Source organism: Mucilaginibacter flavus (assembly GCF_030409315.1).
GTDB classification, from domain to species: Bacteria; Bacteroidota; Bacteroidia; order Sphingobacteriales; family Sphingobacteriaceae; genus Mucilaginibacter; species Mucilaginibacter flavus.
On the sequence record NZ_JAUFPS010000025.1, the window covers coordinates 85,802 to 104,811 of the forward strand.

A 19,010-nucleotide genomic window follows, 5' to 3' on the forward strand; every position below is an offset into this window, starting at 1 on the left:
CGTGAAATACATTAACAGCATTATTAAGGCCGATTACCTGCAACGCACCCGCAGCTACGCGTTTCTGATTACACTGGCTATAACCTTTTATGCCGCCTATTCATTTGTGCCGCCACCAACGGCATCATATACTACACTAAACGTGGTGGGTTATAAAGGCGTTTACAATTCAGCATGGGTAGGTTATGTGTCTGGGATGATGACGGCCATTATGTTATCCATGTATGGCTTTTTCCTGGTGAATGGCGGCATCAAAAAAGATATTGATACCGAAGTGGGGTTAATTATAGCCACCACCCCTATCACCAACTTTGGTTACCTGCTTAGTAAAATGCTTAGCAATTTCCTGGTATTGCTTACCATTGCAGGTTGTACCTTTGTGGTAAGTATAGTGATGTTTTTTGTGCGAACCTCCGGCTCGCCATTTATATTCAGTAATTTTTTAATTCCATATTCGCTGTTTGTGCTGCCGGCCATGCTGGTGATATCATCATTGGCTGTTATTGCCGAAGTTTTTTTAGGCAGACGCAGCATACTGCAATACATCGCCTTCTTTTTCTTTTTCGGCATCCTGATGGCTAATATCAACCAGCAAAAAAATGAGACCCTCGCTGTTTTCATTGATCCCTTTGGCGTGCGCACTATGACCAGCAGTATCAAAAACCACATCAACATTAAATATCATGAACATATTGAGGGCATAAACCTTGGCTTTACCTTTAACAGCAAACGAGGCTTTAAAACTTTTGAATGGAATGGGATCGCTATTACCAGCGTATTTTTATTGAGCAGATTACTATGGTTGATAATCTCGTTCGTGTTAGTTTATTTCTCATCCTTCTTTTTCCATAGGTTTGATTTCAAACAATCAGGTAACAAAAAGAAAAAGCTAAAGATTGATGAACCCAATACAGACGGTGCCATGTTTGCCCCTACCGGTATCAACAGGGCGCTCATGCCGCCCTTAGTTACCGATTATGGTATCTTGCCCTTTATTAAAACCGAATTGCTGCTATTGATCCGTAAAGGCTCCAAATGGCTTTGGTTATTAAGTATCGGAGTGGCTATCAGTATGCTGTTTGCTCCTGTAAATATTTCACATGCTTATATTTTACCGGCGCTTTGGTTTTTACAGGTAACCCGCTGGTCGGAAATAACTACTAAGGAAGAAACCAACAGGCTGCATTATTTCACTTACGCATCCTACAAACCATTGCAGCGTATGTTGCCTGCACAGTTACTGGCGGGTATTATCATAGCCGTTGTACTGGCAGCGCCGCTGATAGCACGTTACGCGGTAATGGCAGACGGCTACGCTATAATCAACATCATTAGCGGGGCAATATTTATTGTGCTGTTAGCCGGCTGCCTGGGCATTGTTAGCGGCGGTAAAAAGATATTCGAGATCTTTTTCTTTTTGCTTACCTATACCGTTACGCAAAATATTCCTGTTGCAGATTACCTGGGCGCGGTAAAGCACGATAGCCATATGGCTTACATCGCGGTTATATTGGCGTTTAACCTATTTATGTTGGTAGTAAGTTTTGGGGTGAGGAGTTACAAGTTGAGGAATGTGTGAGTTGTTTAACCTGATAACTTGACAATCGTTTTTGAGATTTTTGCGATGCAACCTGAATTTAAAGTACCTGATTTTTTTAATATTATTTTCTTATCGGCGGTAAATATTCGCGAAGGGCGAACATTTGAAGATACAGGCAATGAACCGCTTATAAAATCAGCGTTATCTATCGCTACAGCATAAACATCATTACTTTGCTGACTGGTAATTTGGCACAGTATAATGTCATCTCCGGGTAAATCTGCCAAAACCATGGCAGGTCGTTTTTTGCTTCCCGAAAGGTCTGAAAACGGAAATGGAATTACAACAATATCCCCTTTTACAAATCCTGCCATGCCAAATCTTCTTCCGGAGATAACCAATCTTTAGCTAAAACTTTTTCGCTGGCAAAATGAGTGGTAACCGAATCTGTTACTCCCACTATGTTACTGGCTTCCTCAATAGTAAAAGCAATTACCTCTACCTGTTTACCTACAAAATTCTTTGGCAACTTGATAGAAATATTTTGATTATCTGGTTTTACTACCGTTCTTATCATACCCAAATATACAAAAGTTATGTGTTTAATGTACCTTATAGCTTGCAATATCATTATACATACTACGGAACGAGCTGCGGATACCAAAGCTTAACATAGCCGTTTTATCGTTAAACTGGGCGTTTTTTTCGGTTCGGTAAAGGCCGCCAAGCTCAATACGCAAATTGTATTTAGGATTTAACAGATATGCAACTTTGCCTTCCAAAAATACCATATTAGTGGTTAAGCCCTGGCCGGTATAGTTACCGTATTGCCTTGAAGGATCAATGTATAACTGGTACAAGTCTTTACCGAAATTTTGGCCGTTAATATCCAGTCCATAGTGGCCGTAGTCTACTTCGCCGCTAAAATCAAACCTTTTGTAAGAGTAATTTAATAAAGCAACCGCCTCGCGGAAGTTGGCCCCCCACGGATGCGCAAGCGGTTCGCCGTTATTGGCATAATTTTCAATCGAACCACGTTCAGAGTAGGTATATGGCTTAACGTTGTTGGTTTCGAGCAGGTAGTTCAAACCTTTTACACCAAACAAGTTTGGTCCTCTTAAACCTAACTGAAAGCCATATTTATTGCGTGAGCTTCCCTTGTTTGAAAAGAAACTGCTGCTTTCAAATTCATCTAACATAAACTGACCATATGCGGTAACCCCGTCACTTATTTTGTACTTACCGGTAAAGCCTATCAAAGCGTTGTCCGGCGATCCGTTTGAGGCTTCCAATGGCCTCAGGAAGATAAGCGGATTAAGGTAGGTATATTCAAAACCCCGGTAATGACCGGCGTCATCCTTTTCGGGCCAGATAATGGAATCAAAGAAGCCAAACGAAAGGCGGTTGCTTACGTTCCAGTCTAAATAATGGAATACACCAAACTTTTTGCGGTCGCTGTTATCAACACGAGCCGTAAGCGGATCATCCATATAAGCCCACATGGCCATATAGCGTACGCTACCCAATGTTGCCGTTACTTTAAAGAATGGGTATGGCGAAGAGTAATCAGATAAAAGTTCAGAACGATAGCCATCGCCAATAAAAGTTTTATCGCGCCCGGCGCTGATATTTAAATACTTGTTTGGCGTGTATGAAGCTACCGCGGTGATGTATGACCAGCGATATTCTGTACCGTACAACCCGGCATAAGCCTGTCCGCGTGCTATCCCGGTTTGGTTGGTGTAGGTGGCAAGGTATTCTGGCAGTTGGGCGCGGTTTTCATAACCGGCAACGTAGTAAGAAAACTGCTTGCCAACAGTACCGCCAAATTGTAGCCCTAATGAGCCAAAGCTGGTATTCTTTTTACCAGAAAAATCGCGGCTGATGTTAAAATCAGGCAACAGATCGGCGTAAAAAGTGGAGTTACTTCCTTTTACATCAATCTGGTGGTCCGTAAAGAATTTCCCTTTAAAACCTCCAACGCCGTTCATCAATGAATCGTAGTGATGCTGTATCAAAGAGTCATCAACAAAAAATGGCTTTAACGAACTATGAACACGGGTTTTGGTAGAATACACATCCTCATCAAGCTTCTGGTAAAACTGGTACGAGTATGGTTGATAAACAGACTGGGCTTTTACAATTCCAACTGTTAAAATCACTAATAAAATGCTGGTAAATATTTTCTTCATATGTAGAATTGATAAATCAATTTTTTGCTTATTCAAAATAGTTGAGGGTTGCAAAGCCACCCTTTTTTAAGTATTCATCTTTTTTAATTAAATGCAGGTCGGCCTGCATCATATCGGTAACCAGGGCCTGCAAATCATATTTAGGTTTCCATCCTAACTTATTAAACGCTTTTGATGCATCACCAATCAGCAAATCAACCTCTGTAGGCCGGTAATATTTGGTGTCAACTTTTACAACCGTCTGTCCAAATCTTAAAGCATCCATATTTAAACCAAGATCTACGGCTTTTTGTTCGTCGATATCGATAATAACGCCGCGCTCGTTTTCGTTTTTGCCGCTAAACTCTATCTCGATGCCTAATTCATAAAAAGCCATTTTAATAAAATCGCGCACTGTAGTAGTTACGCCGGTGGCTATTACAAAATCTTCGGGCTTTTCCTGCTGCAGCATCAGCCACATGGCCTCAATATAATCTTTGGCATGCCCCCAATCGCGCTGGGCCGATAGGTTGCCCACATAAAGGTGATCCTGCAAGCCAAGAGCTATTTTTGAAGCGGCGCGGGTAATTTTACGGGTAACAAAAGTTTCGCCACGGATGGGGCTTTCATGGTTAAATAAAATGCCATTACAGGCATACATGTTATACGCCTCGCGGTAGTTTACAACAATCCAATAACCATACATTTTTGCCACCGCGTACGGCGACCGTGGATAGAACGGTGTTGTTTCACTTTGCGGTACCGCCTGCACCAAACCATAAAGCTCTGATGTAGATGCCTGGTAAATCCTGGTTTTTTTGGTAAGATCAAGCAGCCTTACCGCTTCCAGTATTCTTAGCGTACCTATTCCATCGGCGTTGGCGGTATATTCGGGAGTTTCAAAACTCACTTTTACATGGCTTTGAGCAGCCAGGTTGTAAATTTCATCGGGCTGCACTTCCTGTATCAGCCTGATAAGGTTGGTTGAATCGGTAAGATCGCCATAATGTAGTTTAAACTTCACATTTGGCTCATGCGGATCATTATATAAATGATCTATCCTATCGGTATTAAACAATGAAGAGCGCCGCTTAACACCGTGTACCTCATAGCCTTTTTTGAGCAAAAACTCGGCTAAGTAAGCACCATCCTGACCTGTTATACCGGTTATTAAAGCTCTTTTCATTAATATTTATTTGCCAATACTTCGATATTACAATATTATCCAATTTAATTGTAAAAACGGCATTAGCGGATATATTGATTTCGGACTTCGGATGTTCGATTTCGGATTTAAGGAAGATCAGATAGCATAGATTAGCAAATTCACCCTATATGCAGGACACCCAATTTTTGCTTCTCTACTGCGAGCAAAAAACCTTTTTGTCTTAACTCTTGATTCTTGACTCTTGATTCTATTCTACCTTCCCTATTTCCCCGCCACTTCGTTTTCCAATTCCTGGTACCACTCCTCGCCATATTTGCGAATCAGCGGTCCTTTCAAAAACTCGTGTACACGTACTTTTAGCTCATCGCCGAAGGTGCAGGCGGGACTACAGATGCTCCAACGGTCGTAGTTCAATACATCAAACTCGGGGTAAGCGGTAATACGGATAGGATATAAATGGCAACTGATAGGTTTTTTCCAGGTAACGGCACCTTCTTCATAAGCTTTTTCGATACCACATTTAGTAATGCCGTTTTCCCATATTACATAGGCGCATTCTTTGTTGGTATCTACACAGGGGGTGGTATAATCGCCTTCAAAATCCTTTACATAAACGCCATCGCGTTCAATGGTTTTGATGCCTTTAGCGGTAAGGTAGGGTTTTACTTTGGGGTAAATTTCTTTTAAAATATCCAATTCGTCGGCATTGAGGGGGGCGCCCGAGTCGCCCTCCAGACAGCATGCACCTTTGCATTTGTTTAAATTACACACAAAGTTTTCTTTAATCACATCTTCGTGCACCAACACGTTGCCAACCTCAATCATACTTTAATTTACTTCTTTACGGGGTTTAATGGATACTTCAATCCGCTTGCCGATTTCAGTTCCATTGTAATACTGCCTAAAATAACCTCCACATGGGCTTTTACAGGTATCCTGTTGCCATCATTGGTAACCCAAAGGTACAACTTACTATCCTTACGAAAAATACGCCCGGGAATAATTGTAGGATTAAACTTTAAGCAGTTAAACGTCCCCATATCGCATTTAATGGTTTCGGTGCCCGAGTAGGTGATGCTCATATCATGAAAACCATCATCCAAAAAATACTGCAGCTGAAAGGTTTGCCCCACTTTTAACTTGGTTACATCAATAGTACGGGCAAAATAATAGGCTGATACAAAATCGAACGTTTTGCCTTTATAGCTAAACTCGCCTTTATTGGCGGTTACCTTTTTATCCTTCTGATCAAAGTTTACATTATCGGTATGCTTCCATTTGCCCTCGTGGCGGTCTTCAGTATAAAAATATGGCTCAAGGGTATTCTCGTCAACGTACGATTCATACTTATTGCGCACCTTATAAAAAACATCAAAAGTACCGGCGGTTTTACCTTCGGCAATAAGGTGAAAAGCCGGACCGGGCAGTTTTTTATCACTGGCTTCCACCCTTATATCGGCTTCGGCAGCGGTAAAAAATCCATACTGCATTTTGTAGCTTAGCTTTTCGCCAATCTTAAATACGGGCTCGCTTATTTTAGAAACTTCCTGCGCGTAACCTATTAAGTAACCGAACAGCATTAAGGCAGAACATAGGAAATATTTTTTCATTAACAGGGTTGCTAAATAAAGCCGCTTTGATTTTAACGGCACACGCGGATATGACGCCTGCTAATATAAATGGTTTAAATGCTATTTTATTGTACGCCAATGCAATTACATTTTGGGCGTTCCGCAAGGGCCGGGCTTTACGCTTATACTGCACAGGCGTTAGTCACAGGCCGGTATTCGCTGCAATCCCTAACGCAAAAAAATTAGTCTTTGCGTTTATAGATAGGCACTGTTGAGCAGGGCTCGCCAAACATCAGGCTTTTAACTATTGGTGTAAGCTTTTTGGTAAGCTCCACGTAGGCCGAAACCGGCACTGCTATATCGCCACAGCCTTTCAATACTATACGCTGACCGGCATATTGCTCAAAATCGGCTTTGGCAATTTCTTTTTCAAACAACACGGTTTCTAATACGGCGGCGTCACCAAATACAATTTCGCGGGCATAAGGTGCCATGCGATTGGCCAGCAGCATGTAAGCCCAGGTAGGTACAATGGCATCAGCTGTGCAGGTTATACCTACATTTTTATCCTGGTATTGGGTAAAATCATGCTCTTTAATAAAGTCGCGCAGATCTTTTTCACGCAGCATCAAACCATGAAACAGGTTATCCTTAATATCGTAAATAACGCGTTCGCCTTCGGGATAAAACGAAGCCGGGTCTAAAGTAACCAAGCCGCTTTGCGCAACCTTATTTATTATATTTTCCTGTATATCCATGTTGTATAAATGCTAAATGATTAAACAATAAATTCTAAAGCTTAAATCGGTTTTTGCAAACGACAAGTTGCAGGTCCAGACTTACGAAGTTTTAAAAACTTCGTAAGTCTTTTCGTCAATTTGCCACCTCTATGCTCAAAATTCACCAGAGGTTTATTCGCAGTGGTTGATTAACCTTAAAATTCATTACAAAAAAAATCCGGGACACAGTTTCCTGCTCCCGGATGTAAAATTACTTTATTTTATACTATAATACTTTAGCCCTGTTATCTTTTACATTGGCATTATCTTTCAATGCTTCTAACACTAAACCATCGGCGCGTTGTAACAACGTTTGCGCGATCTGTTGTTTTTGCCTGATGTTGTTAGTAAGCGGCGCTGGATTGGTAAAGCCGTCAACAGTGTATACAAATACACCTTGTGCGCCATTAACAGGTTTCGATAATTTATTTGGCTGTGAACCAAATACAGAACCTACAACTTTATACTCGGCAGACTGACCCGGAATAATTGGGTTAGCAAACACAATATTTTGAACCGGAACAGCTTTTGTACCCGCTTTTTGCGCAACCTGATCAATAGAAGAAGCTCCGTTTAAAGCAGCCTGGAATTTCTCATCCAGTTGTTTGCCTTTTACTTCGTTAAGAACGGCTGGCTTAATTTGTTTTTTAACAGCATCTAAAGACAAAGTGCCTTTTGGTTTAATTTCGGTTAAGCGTGTTACCAGGTATTGATCGCCAACGGTAAATACTTTGTCGCTAATGTCGCCTTTATCGGCCTTGTAAGCCCATCTAACTACATCACGCGCGTTTTCTAAACCTGGCAAGCTTGATGATGTACCCGCAACATCCTCGGCGTTACGAGGCTTTAAACCCTCTTTCGCTGCCTCGGCATCATAGTTATCTTTAGTTAAAGAGGCTAAAAACTTCTGAGCTTTGCTGTAAGCAACAGTTTGCGTTTTGCTGCTTGCCTGTATAGGTTTATCAACAAGAGCTACTTTTACCACTTTGATTGATCCTTTTTGATCTTCTACCTCAATCAGGTGAACACCAAATTGTGATGTTGCAATAACCAAATCACCTTTTTTTGCTTTAAAAGCAGCATTTGTGTACTCAGCAGCTATTTGACCCTGACCAGCACCCATAGCGCCATTTACGTCAAATGCAGGGATATCGCCACCTTTAGTCGCGCTGGCCCTATCTGTCGAGTACATGTTAGCCATATCTGCAAACGATTTGCCACCCTGAATCAATTTTTTAATTGAATCAGCTTTAGCTATAGCTTTATCCAAACCACCGGCTGTTTGCGGACTAATTAAAATATGCTTGGTTTTAACCGAATCAAATGTAGTTTTTACGTCACTTAGCTTCGCTAATTTGTAGCTGCCATTTGATACATACGGGCCATAAACAAAACCTTTTGCCGAATTGAACATTAAGGTATCCAATTTAGGATCAAGCGTCCCCTTCTTTTGGAAAGCCAGCGGAGTTTTAGTTTCAGAATTGATTTGTACAAAAAGCGAATCATTGGTGCTCACTTTAAGGCTATCGGCCAATTTGGTAATGTCGGTTTTAATGGCCGCGCTGTCCTCTTTTGATGCTGCAGCATTAAAGCTTATATATTCAAAAGTGCGGGTTTCCTGTGGGTTTTTAAATTCCGCTTTATGAGCATCATAGTAAGCGCTATAATCAGCATCGGTCAAAGTAATTTTCGAATCCGGGATAGACGCGTAATCAAGCGTAGCGTATTTAAAGCTTACCAGTTTATTTTTTGCCTGGTAATCATCATTAGCCTCTAATGAGTTTACGTATAAACCATTGGTAACCATAGTTACATATTTGGTCTTTTGCTTAGCTTCAAATACCTGGGTTAAAAACTGGGCCCATTGATTTTTTTGCGCAGTATCTGCTTTAGCAGATGCTAAATAACTTAATGCCTGGTTAAGTCTGTTACGATCAAATGAACCTGTTTGAGGATCTCTGAACTGGCTTGCGATCTGCGGGTCTGGACTATTACCGCTAACCATAGCCGTACTTTCGTCAGTACCAACTACTAATCCCAATTTTTCAATCTCTTTTTTTAGCAAAAGATCGCTCAACAACTGGTTCCAGGTAGTTTCCTGTATGTAGCTGGTGATCTGGCCTGATATTGCCTGGCCCGATTGCTGTTTGAATTGATTTGTATTTTGATCGAAAAGCCTGTTAAACTTATCCAACGGAACTTTTTCGCCGTTTACAACAGCAAGTTGATTATTGTCGTCCCTAAAAAAGGAACCACCTGATCTTACAACCTCGCTTATAATAAAAGCAAGAAGCGCGAAACCGATAAAGAATGCGAGAATTTTCCCCATTCGATCGCGCAAGAAACCCATTATACCCATATACTTCTTATAATTTTATATTCTTTTAAAAGAGGGCGCAAGATACAATTTTTAGTAAAATTCTATAACACAAAATTTTCCTGAAAAAAACAACATTATTGTGTCACTTTTTCATCAACGTGAAATACGCCAGTACTGCTTTTTAGTGTAGGATGCAAAAATTTATCGTCGCTTTCAAAGCTATCACCATTCATTACATTACCACCTGCCATAATTACCTGCACCGGTTTATGAGAGTATACTTTTTTAGTTTGCTGATCCCAAAACAACTCGTCAGATTTGTAGGTTTCGCCTTTAATATTGGTTGCCACCACGTTTTTTCGAAACTCTATCAGCTTTTGATCATCAGGCATAATACCTGTGTCGGCTATGATGTTTCCCGATTCTTTTTGAGTTGTTTTATCGTAAAAAATAATTTTTACGCCTTTGGGAAGTAATTTATAGGGCTTTTGGGTTTGATATTGCAGCATGAGAGCAGCCGTTAAGTGAAACTGCACCTTTGCAGAATCGCTCATGATCATATCTACACCGGTAGTTGGCGAAACAACATCGCCGCTCTGTGTTGCAGCAATCTCTTTAACCTTATTCAAATCATTTTCGCACGACGATATAAAAAGTGCAAGCAGGGGCAATAGCAGCAGGCCTAAGCCCCTCATATTTACCCTGCTGTTATACATCGTCTGCTTAATCGAATTTATATTTACGGAACCACCTGTCGTTAATAACGAAGCCAAGGTGCAGGTTAACATAATTTTCTTTTACCAGCCCGTTCGCTAATGTACCACGCACACCAACTTCAGCAGCGATGTTTATTTTGTAAAAACTAAGACCATCTTGTGCAGGGCGCAAAGGTAAACCTAAACCGGCGGTAACGGCATATCTTTTAATACGGGTATTGTTAACCACCATATAAGTTTCATCGTAAATACCACCAATACGGTAATCAACAGTAGCCAGGTAATTACGTATGGTATTGATGTTTGGGGTGTATTGCGCGCCAACATTAAAAGTACGGCTATTTTGCAAGCCCTGGTTTACACCGCTGATGCTTAAGTCAGACCATTTACCCATTGAATAGTCGGCACCAACTAAAAACTTGCCATCATTTTGGAACGAGACACCAAACCGGTTGATAGCCGGCAACGTTAATTTTCCTTTTGCACCTTGTTTATTAATCACACTATCAACAGCAATATTAGGATTTCCGGATGCATCATTAGTATAATGACTTACAATATAACTGCTTGTTGAACCAAGTTTTGAGCCCACCGAAGCAGAATAACCGAATATGAGGTGTTTGCTTTCGGAGAAATCAACTGAGTATTGCGCGCCGTAATCATAATTTAAACCACCAATAGCATTGCTTTGCTCTGTTTTTGTATTTAAAAAGCCAGTCAAACCAGGTGATTCTACAGTGCTTACGTCTTTAAGGTTACCAAATATGTATGATACATTACCACCTAATAACAAATGCTTTGCTACAGTGAAACCGTAACCTATATAAGCTTTTGATAAGCCACCATTACCGCTGTAATTATAATTGGTAACGCTGGTATCTGCCGGCGAACTTGTACCGAAATTATTAACCGATTTTTTATAGTTGTAACCGCGCTCGCTGTAAGGCAACAAACCAAAACTTAGTGCCGAATGTTTTGAAACCGGTATACCAAATGCCACGTGGCTAAGCCTGAAGTTTTTATCGGTTTGGGCAGATTGACCTGTTTGGTTAAAGGTTACAAAATTGCTGTAAACACCAACATCAATAGTGGTGATGCCGATAGCCGCGTATGAAGCAGGGTTAATAACATTGATGTTGTTAAATAAGCTTATCCTGTTGGTAGCTACGCCTATACCGCCTATACCAATATTTTGAGGCGCTGCCTGCGAAGAGAAATCACCCAAACCAAACCTGGAATACGGAGAACTTGTAGTGGCCTGTGAAAACGCTGCAAGCGAACTAACAGCAAATAAAAGTGTTAAAAAAAACCGGGTATATTTAATCATTATGCTTTTGTATAGCTGCGTTTAATCCTTTTAAAACCAAATAAGGTTCGTTTTTTATATAGGGGGCAAAGATGCTATTTTTTAACAGCCTATCAAAAAAAATACTATCGCCCCCGCTTAGTACTATATTTAGCTGATTATTAACCGCTTTATAACTTTCTATAAAACCGGTTAACTCATATTTTATACCGTTTTGTACGCCTGAGCGTATCGCGGTTTCTGTATTGTTACCGTATGCCGCATTAAAATCAGTATCGGCGTTTATAAGCGGTAAGCCGGCCGTATAATTATTTACTGCCTTATAACGCATATTTAAACCGGGTGATATACTGCCTCCAAAATAATTAGCGCCACTATCTACATAATCATAGGTAATGCAGGTGCCTCCTGTAATAACCAGGCTATTTTGACCCGGATATAAATGGCTTGCCCCTATTACAGCGGCCAATCTATCGGTACCTAAAGTACCCGGCGTTAGGTAATGGTTTTTGATGCCGCTGGTCATCAAATTATTAAAATAAACCAGGGGAACCTTCGCCTCTAAATCAGTTAGCCAGGCTTCTGTATTTTTTTTTACAGATGATACTATAGCCCTGGTAACCTTATACTTATCAAGCAATTCATAAAAATAATCTGCCTCAACTATCTCAAACTGGTTTACCTGTACCAATTGATCCAGTTCAAAAACCGCTACTTTGGTTAAAGTATTACCGATATCTATAACCAGGTGTGTCATCAAAGCCTAACTAAATTAGAGGCGGAAAATATAACTACACCCAATTTCATTTGATTTATTTTATCGCGTAATTAATAACATTACAAAAACTTCCCTGCTGCGGCAACATCTTAAACAGTATGATCCACCCCTTATTAGTTTAGCGTATATTTAAAAACCCGCTTACTAATAATTTCACGGTACAAAACTAACATAACCGCCGAAATTTGGGCGAATGCAAAAGTTAAAATTTGTTAAACTGAAAGTACACGATACTGATTAACAGCAGCAAAAACAGGCTTTCGTAAAACCACTTTTTAGTTGAGTACAAAAAGTAATACGCAAAAAATACAGCGGCGGGGGCTATACACAACACAAAGTGATTGATATGAAATGCCGCGTTTACATAAAAAGAAAAGGCCGCTATCAGGAAAATAAAAAATAACAGCTGGAATGATTTACGGATTTGCACGTAGCTTTTAAAGAAGTTTTGCTGCAGCTTAAAAAAACACAATGCCAGGATCATAATAACCGGGATAAGCAGCAGGTAATTGTAGGAGTTGATGCTGATATGATCCGGAAATTTTTTTCCTAATGGCAGCCAGATAAGGTAAAACTTATTGATTCTATCGTTAAGATAATAAAACACGGCCAAAAAGAAAAATATGGTGCCATAGCCCAAAACGCCAGAAACCCACTCACGCCAGTTAAAAGGCCTGAACAGGATAAGCGCTATCCATATGGCTAAAAACATGTAGATGAACGGGAAATAAAAAAGCGAACCCAATGCCACTATCATGCCGGCATCATAGGTTATTGATTTGGCATCATCACCTTTATACAAGGTCATGAATTTAAATAGCATCCATATCAGCAAAAAATTGCAAATAAGGGGCGGGCTCAGGATCAAAAACGGCGAAAACAGGCCCGAAAGCGTTACATACATTAACGCCGGCAAAAAGGTAGGCTTACCCAATAAATTATAGTGGTTTACCAAATAATTAACCAGTAATGCCTGTATAAAAACCAACACCGCCGCCAGCAACATGTTAACTGCCGGCGAAAAAACATACTCATACGCAACCGGCACCAACAGGCGCGCAAATGGTTCAACAAAAACAAATTCAACCTTATCCGGAATGTTAAAGAGGTAGCCTACCCGCGTAAGCAACAGCACAAACACCAGCCACAAAACATTCAAAGGATTAAAAGACCGGAAAACCTGGATCATATAGGGCGATAATTTGCGGGGTAAAATTAGTACAAAAACCGCATTACACTATAATGCTTTGTGGTTTTGCATAAGTCTTTACCAAATTATCAACTATCTGGGCCGTCTCGTCGGGAAAATCAACTACTATCTTTTTATCATCGTTGATCCATTTATGGAGGTGAACGCCAAACTGATCATTAATTTCGGCTACTACAGGCACCCCTAATTTTGATGCAGACAGCGCGTTGCATTGCTGCTCATATTGGCCCTTCATGGGTATCATCATTACCTTTTTGCCCAGGAACAAAGCCTCGGCCGGGCCTTCAAAACCGCCACCGGTAAGCAGCCCTGTGCAGCTTGCCAGGCTTTTATTAAATGCCTCATTATTTACCGGGAAGATTTCTACATTGCCCGATACGTAAGGTGCCTTTTGCCGTTTAGAAAAAACCTGCCATTTTACATCTTTTGCAGCCCCTAAGTGTTTCAACAGTGTTTTATCGTCATAAGCCGGCAAGTAAACGGTATAATGCCCCAGGTTGGAGGTTTCCATCTGCCTTATCTCGCTGCGGATGACCGGGGTATTGATAAAGCTATCATATCTTTCAAAATGAAACCCTACATGGTAGGCCGTTGGCGAATAATTTTTTAACAACCATTGCGCGAACGGATCTTTTTTTGCTGGCCGCGGGCTGTTGGGCGATACAAAAGAACATTGGTGACTTAACGATACCGCTTTTACCCGCTGTAATTTACAGGCCCAGGCACTTACGGGTTCAAAATCGTTAATAATTAAATCGTATTGTTTTAAAGGAAGAGTCCAGCAGTCGCGGATAAAGCGACGCAGGTTCATGATTTTCCAGGTGGCCCAGTTATCAACGCCGCCATTGGTGCCAAACACAAAGCTAACCCCGTGAAACCTGTACTTAAGTGGTTGCGATAGGGATACTTCGGCTTCAGTGCCGCTAACCAGCAAATCAACCTCGCCGTATTGTTGTAGTAAAGGCACAATTTCCCGCGCCCGGCTAATGTGCCCGTTACCGGTTCCTTGTATGGCAAACAATATTTTCATTAGTGCAGTAGGGTGGAGTCAAGAACCAAGAGTCAAGAATCAAGACAAAAATTAGCTCAATTACAAACCCATGGACTTTAATTAAAATTACGGCCTCAAGTTAATAAACAAATTACTATTTGCTGATGCCCTTTTTGAAAACGATTTTATTTTTCTTTAATAACGTAAAAATCCCGTGCCTGTAAAGCTGAGGTTCCCATCTTGATTCTTGACTCTAATCTCTTGATTCTTTTTTAAGAAGGCTCTTGCTTAAACCTTTCCAGCAGGCTTTTAACATCCATTTTGGCGTCAAGGTCTTCGGCGTCGGTTTTGTCGTCTTCGTCGGCATCGGTATTAAAATCGTCGGGGCTGTATTTGAAGATGGTCCAGTTACCGTTTTGATATTCAAGTGAGGTAAGACTTTCTACCCAGTCGCCCGAGTTTAGGTAAAGTACCGATCCTGTTTTATCAGTGTTTTCTATCGTGCGGATCTCGGCATGGTGAATGTGCCCGCAAATTACGTATTGGTAATTTTTATCAACGGCAAGGTCGGCCGCGGTTTGTTCAAACTGATTAATGAATTTAACTGCTTCTTTGAAACGGGCTTTCACCTTTTGCGAAAAACTCATTTTTTGGCGGCCCATAGCGGTAAGCAGCCAATTGGTCATGCTATTGATGAGGATAAGGGTATCATACCCTACCGCGCCCAATTTGGCCAGCCATTTGGAGTGCTGCATGGTAACATCAAATACATCGCCATGAAATATCCAGGCGCGTTTACCATCAATATTTAAAACTACTTTGTTAAGCAGCTTGAATGATCCTAAATCAAAATCGGCAAACTTACGCAGCATTTCATCATGGTTACCAGTTAGGTAATATACAGGAACCCCATCAGTAACAAATTTAAGAATACGGCGCACCACCTTCATATGCGCTTCTGGCCAGTACGATTTGCTGAATTGCCATATATCAATAATGTCGCCATTAAGGATAAGCGTTTTGGGCTTAATGCTTTTTAAATATTTAAGCAATTCTTTGGAGTGACACCCGTAAGTACCCAGGTGCACGTCAGATATTACTACGATATCTACTTCACGTTTTGCCATTAAAGTTTGGGGGTTAAATTCCCGACCGGCAAAATTTGCCGGTGAGTATAAGCAGGTAAATAATTTAAGAAACGATTATTCGTCGTCGTCTTCTTCATTAACATTCAATTCATATGGGCTGGCATAAAAAATACCAACCAGCAGCAATAAAGCTATAACAACCAAATACGCGTACTCAAAATTCATCACAAATGATTTTTACAAATATCAGAAAATCAACATTATTATGATGTTAAGACTCTGTTAAATGTAAAAGGTTTCACGCGGCCGATAATTTTATTTTTACCCGTTGTAATTGCTTTAAATGATGCTGCAAATGGATGCGAATAAACTTAAACCACTGCCCTGCATTTAACATGCCCAGGCGCGGGTGCTTATACCTGCTTGTTTTATTGGCCGCGGGCACAAGCGGCAAAATAGTTTCCATGCGCTTACGGCATTTGATGATGAAGTTTTTGGCATCCTCCTTACTTATTTTGGTGGCGGGCATTTTTTCGTTAACAACAGCGGGGGCATCAACCCGCGGAAAACGGCCAAATAACAGCAGAATTTTACCCGCCAGCGTGGTGCCTTTGTTTGTAGGCTGGCAATTACTATGGGTACAGCGCTCCAGGGCTATTGACGAGGCTAAAGTGGCCTGCAAAATATGGCTGTATACTTCGGCGAAGGACCAGCCCCCATCGGGCGGTGTTTGGGTAAACTCCTCATCGGGAATAACATCTAACTGCGCCCGGTAATTATCAAGGGCTTTTTCAATAGCACGGCGTTCCTGGGCAAAACTCATAAACCAAAGTTAATGCTTTTAAGTGAGTTGAATGAAGATGTACATATAGTTGTGAAAAGTATTCTTAATGGTTTGCACAATTGCAATTGACCTCTTTTTCATTAAAACATCTCCGTCAATTCCTTTAAATGATTTATCTGCACAGCTACATCGGCTGGTTTAGGTGCGTTGAACGGGTTAAAATATATAGCCTCCATACCAAAGTTAAGCGCGCCATAAATATCGGCCTCCAGACTATCGCCTATCATGATGCTTTCATCTTTTGTAGCGCCGGCCAGGTCAATAGCGTGCTGAAAAATGGCTTTATCGGGTTTGTTAACGCCAACATCTTCAGATATAATAATGTTTTGAAAATACCCCGACAGGTTGGTACCGGCTACTTTAATACGGGTTGAATCTTTAAAACCGTTGGAGATCAAATGCAGGGTGTATTTATTTTGCAGATAAGCCAGCGTTTCGTGCGCGTGCGGAAACAGGTTTGTTTTTGTAGGGCATAGCTTTACATATGCATCCTCAAAATCAACCGGCATCAAATCGGGGTGCAGGCCAAGATCTGTAAAAGTGCTTTTAAAGCGCGCTTCACGCAGCTCATCTTTGGTAATTTCACCAATGTGATATTGTGCCCAAAGGCGGTGGTTATTGCGGGTATACGTTTCAATAAATAAATCGGGACTGCTTAGACCAATATTGGCCAGGCCGTGAATATGGTAAAGCTCATGTAGGGCTTCTTCTGCATTTTTGTCGAAATCCCAAATGGTATGATCAAGATCAAAGAAGATATGTTTTTTAGATGGGTAGTTGGGTTGTTGGGATTTCATAGCCTGTATTTGATTTAAATGCTAACTTTAAACCACTGCAAATTTAGGATAATGAAAAATATAAACTACCTCCGTCTGTTATTATCCGCTTTGCTGTTGGGCATCATGGCATTTATATCGATGGTAATAGTAGTTGGCGATGAAGAAAGCGGTTTTGGCCCCGGTTTTTTTTCTGCCAGAGTCTTACCTGTTATAAAATTTATATTTAGCGTTATACTGTTCCCGTCTAAAGTATTAGATAAATTCTACACGCTAAACAGTTGGTGGGGATTAGGCCTGAGAATAACGATTGGCTGCGTTTTGTACAGCATAGTAATTGAGTTAATAATTGTCGCTGCAAAAGCATTGGACAAGAAAAATCCTTTGCCTTTTTGAAAGGCAAGCCATAAGGGTTATTAATTATAGCGGCTTAATCATCACCTAAAATGTAAACCTGATCTCAGTCTGATCTCGGCTGTTCATCATTTTGCCTGGATGGACCCGTTCCGGTGAAACACTTCGGTATCGTTCGGTAAAATCGTAGACTTTTTTCAGGGTAAGTCACCTCGTTATTTTAGTATATTGTGCACTACAAAAACCTAATAATAAAACCAATAAGCTATCACTATTTATGAAAGCCCAATCAATGCATAATTATGATATCAGCAACGCCATTGGTAACACACCATTGGTAAAGCTCAAAAATATTGTACCTGAAAACTGCGCATCGATATATGTAAAGCTGGAATACTATAACCCCACCGGATCATATAAAGACCGCATGGCCCTGGCCATCATTGAAGAGGCCGAAAAGCGGGGCGCGTTAAAACCGGGCATGGCGGTTGTGGAGTGTACAGGTGGCAGTACCGGCACTTCGCTGGCGTTTGTTTGCAGTGTAAAAGGGTATAAATTTAAAGTAGTTTCTTCGGATGCCTTTGCTAAAGAGAAGCTGCAAAGCATGCGCCTGTTTGGTGCCGACCTGGAATTATTCCCAAGCGAAAACGGCAAGATCACACCCAACCTCATTCCCCGGATGATTGAACGTGCCCGTGAAATAAGCCAACAGGAAGGTGCTTACCTCACCCGCCAATTTGAAAACCGCGACGCCCTTGAAGGTTACCGTGTAATGGGTCGTGAAATTTTAAACCAGCTCGACGGTCCTGTTAATGTATTTTGTGCAGCCGTAGGTACTGCGGGTATGATTACCGGAGTTTCGTTAGCGTTAAGGGAAGCAAATCCGGCTACCAAGGTGATTGCCCTGGAGCCGGCATCGGCACCACTTATTTCATTGGGAACAAAGGGCTCGCACAAAGTAGATGGCATAGGCGTGGGTTTTGTACCGCCCCTGCTTAACAAAAACAATTACACCGATGTAATGGCCATAGACGAAGCCGATGCCCGCAGTATGGCCAAGCTATTGGCTGCTAAAGAAGGCATCTTTGCAGGCACATCAAGCGGCATGAACGTTTGTGCTGCCATTAAAATTGGCAAAGTCCTGGGCCCCGGCCATACCATAGTTACTGTTGCCTGCGATTCGGGAATGAAATACCTGGCGGGCGGCTTGTTTGATTAAGTATTTTTTATGTAAAGACGCGATATTTTGCGTCTCCCGCGTGCAAATCCAATATATCTCACTATCGCTTGCGTAGCGAGGCGGCGCTGTATAGCGGAAGAGGCTGTATCATAAAACAAATGGTACAGTCTTTTTTTATAATCTGCTAATCGAAGATTAGACAATTTAATGAATTGAGA

General features: G+C 41.2%; 19 protein-coding genes. 3 read left to right on the top strand and 16 right to left on the bottom strand.

Features of this window, described 5'->3' with window-relative positions:
• Position 1: 1 nt before the first annotated feature.
• A complete protein-coding gene (locus tag QWZ17_RS09720; RefSeq protein WP_290304994.1) occupies positions 2-1,579 on the top strand; it encodes a hypothetical protein in 1,578 nt (525 codons plus the stop codon).
• Between the two features lie 5 nt (positions 1,580-1,584).
• On the opposite strand, the gene QWZ17_RS09725 is transcribed toward QWZ17_RS09720, so the two are convergent.
• From QWZ17_RS09725 to QWZ17_RS09800, 16 genes are all read right to left on the bottom strand, one after another.
• On the bottom strand, positions 1,585-1,914 hold the full coding sequence (locus QWZ17_RS09725; protein WP_290304995.1) for a type II toxin-antitoxin system PemK/MazF family toxin: 330 nt from the start codon (positions 1,912-1,914) through the stop codon (positions 1,585-1,587).
• Positions 1,899-2,117 (bottom strand): hypothetical protein, encoded by a 219-nt coding sequence (locus QWZ17_RS09730; protein WP_290304996.1) that lies wholly within the window; start codon positions 2,115-2,117, stop codon positions 1,899-1,901. Before QWZ17_RS09730 ends, QWZ17_RS09725 begins: the two co-directional genes overlap by 16 nt.
• 25 nt (positions 2,118-2,142) lie before the next feature.
• Positions 2,143-3,732 (bottom strand): gliding motility protein RemB, encoded by a 1,590-nt coding sequence (locus QWZ17_RS09735; RefSeq protein ID WP_290304997.1) that lies wholly within the window; start codon positions 3,730-3,732, stop codon positions 2,143-2,145.
• A gap of 28 nt (positions 3,733-3,760) precedes the next feature.
• On the bottom strand, positions 3,761-4,897 hold the full coding sequence (gene gmd / locus QWZ17_RS09740; RefSeq protein WP_290304998.1) for a GDP-mannose 4,6-dehydratase: 1,137 nt from the start codon (positions 4,895-4,897) through the stop codon (positions 3,761-3,763).
• Between the two features lie 243 nt (positions 4,898-5,140).
• Positions 5,141-5,704, bottom strand: a complete 564-nt coding sequence (locus QWZ17_RS09745) for a DUF3109 family protein (RefSeq protein ID WP_290304999.1) — start codon at positions 5,702-5,704, stop codon at positions 5,141-5,143.
• 8 nt (positions 5,705-5,712) lie between these two features.
• Positions 5,713-6,489: a DUF3108 domain-containing protein gene (locus QWZ17_RS09750; RefSeq protein ID WP_290305000.1), complete on the bottom strand. Its 777-nt coding sequence runs from the start codon at positions 6,487-6,489 to the stop codon at positions 5,713-5,715.
• Between the two features lie 203 nt (positions 6,490-6,692).
• Positions 6,693-7,208, bottom strand: a complete 516-nt coding sequence (locus QWZ17_RS09755) for a DUF2480 family protein (protein ID WP_290305001.1) — start codon at positions 7,206-7,208, stop codon at positions 6,693-6,695.
• A gap of 247 nt (positions 7,209-7,455) precedes the next feature.
• Complete coding sequence (locus QWZ17_RS09760; RefSeq protein ID WP_290305002.1) at positions 7,456-9,588, bottom strand: peptidylprolyl isomerase; 2,133 nt, start codon at positions 9,586-9,588, stop codon at positions 7,456-7,458.
• A 95-nt stretch (positions 9,589-9,683) separates the two neighbouring features.
• On the bottom strand, positions 9,684-10,244 hold the full coding sequence (gene lptC / locus QWZ17_RS09765) for an LPS export ABC transporter periplasmic protein LptC (protein ID WP_290305004.1): 561 nt from the start codon (positions 10,242-10,244) through the stop codon (positions 9,684-9,686).
• A 28-nt stretch (positions 10,245-10,272) separates the two neighbouring features.
• A complete protein-coding gene (gene bamG, locus QWZ17_RS09770; RefSeq protein ID WP_290305005.1) occupies positions 10,273-11,592 on the bottom strand; it encodes a BamG family beta-barrel-assembly machinery protein in 1,320 nt (439 codons plus the stop codon).
• A complete protein-coding gene (locus QWZ17_RS09775) occupies positions 11,585-12,328 on the bottom strand; it encodes a type III pantothenate kinase (protein WP_290305006.1) in 744 nt (247 codons plus the stop codon). Before QWZ17_RS09775 ends, bamG begins: the two co-directional genes overlap by 8 nt.
• A 223-nt stretch (positions 12,329-12,551) precedes the next feature.
• Positions 12,552-13,538, bottom strand: a complete 987-nt coding sequence (locus tag QWZ17_RS09780) for a DUF6427 family protein (protein ID WP_290305007.1) — start codon at positions 13,536-13,538, stop codon at positions 12,552-12,554.
• Positions 13,539-13,581: 43 nt separating this feature from the next.
• Complete coding sequence (locus tag QWZ17_RS09785; RefSeq protein WP_290305008.1) at positions 13,582-14,589, bottom strand: glycosyltransferase family protein; 1,008 nt, start codon at positions 14,587-14,589, stop codon at positions 13,582-13,584.
• Between the two features lie 233 nt (positions 14,590-14,822).
• Complete coding sequence (locus QWZ17_RS09790; protein ID WP_290305009.1) at positions 14,823-15,677, bottom strand: UDP-2,3-diacylglucosamine diphosphatase; 855 nt, start codon at positions 15,675-15,677, stop codon at positions 14,823-14,825.
• Between the two features lie 259 nt (positions 15,678-15,936).
• On the bottom strand, positions 15,937-16,461 hold the full coding sequence (locus QWZ17_RS09795) for a DinB family protein (RefSeq protein WP_290305010.1): 525 nt from the start codon (positions 16,459-16,461) through the stop codon (positions 15,937-15,939).
• Between the two features lie 101 nt (positions 16,462-16,562).
• Positions 16,563-17,279, bottom strand: coding sequence for a YjjG family noncanonical pyrimidine nucleotidase (locus tag QWZ17_RS09800; protein ID WP_290305011.1), 717 nt, complete (start codon positions 17,277-17,279; stop codon positions 16,563-16,565).
• A 51-nt stretch (positions 17,280-17,330) separates the two neighbouring features.
• Between QWZ17_RS09800 and QWZ17_RS09805 the strand changes: the two genes are divergently transcribed.
• Positions 17,331-17,654, top strand: a complete 324-nt coding sequence (locus tag QWZ17_RS09805) for a hypothetical protein (RefSeq protein ID WP_290305012.1) — start codon at positions 17,331-17,333, stop codon at positions 17,652-17,654.
• Between the two features lie 235 nt (positions 17,655-17,889).
• Complete coding sequence (locus tag QWZ17_RS09810; protein WP_290305013.1) at positions 17,890-18,831, top strand: PLP-dependent cysteine synthase family protein; 942 nt, start codon at positions 17,890-17,892, stop codon at positions 18,829-18,831.
• Positions 18,832-19,010 lie beyond the last annotated feature (179 nt).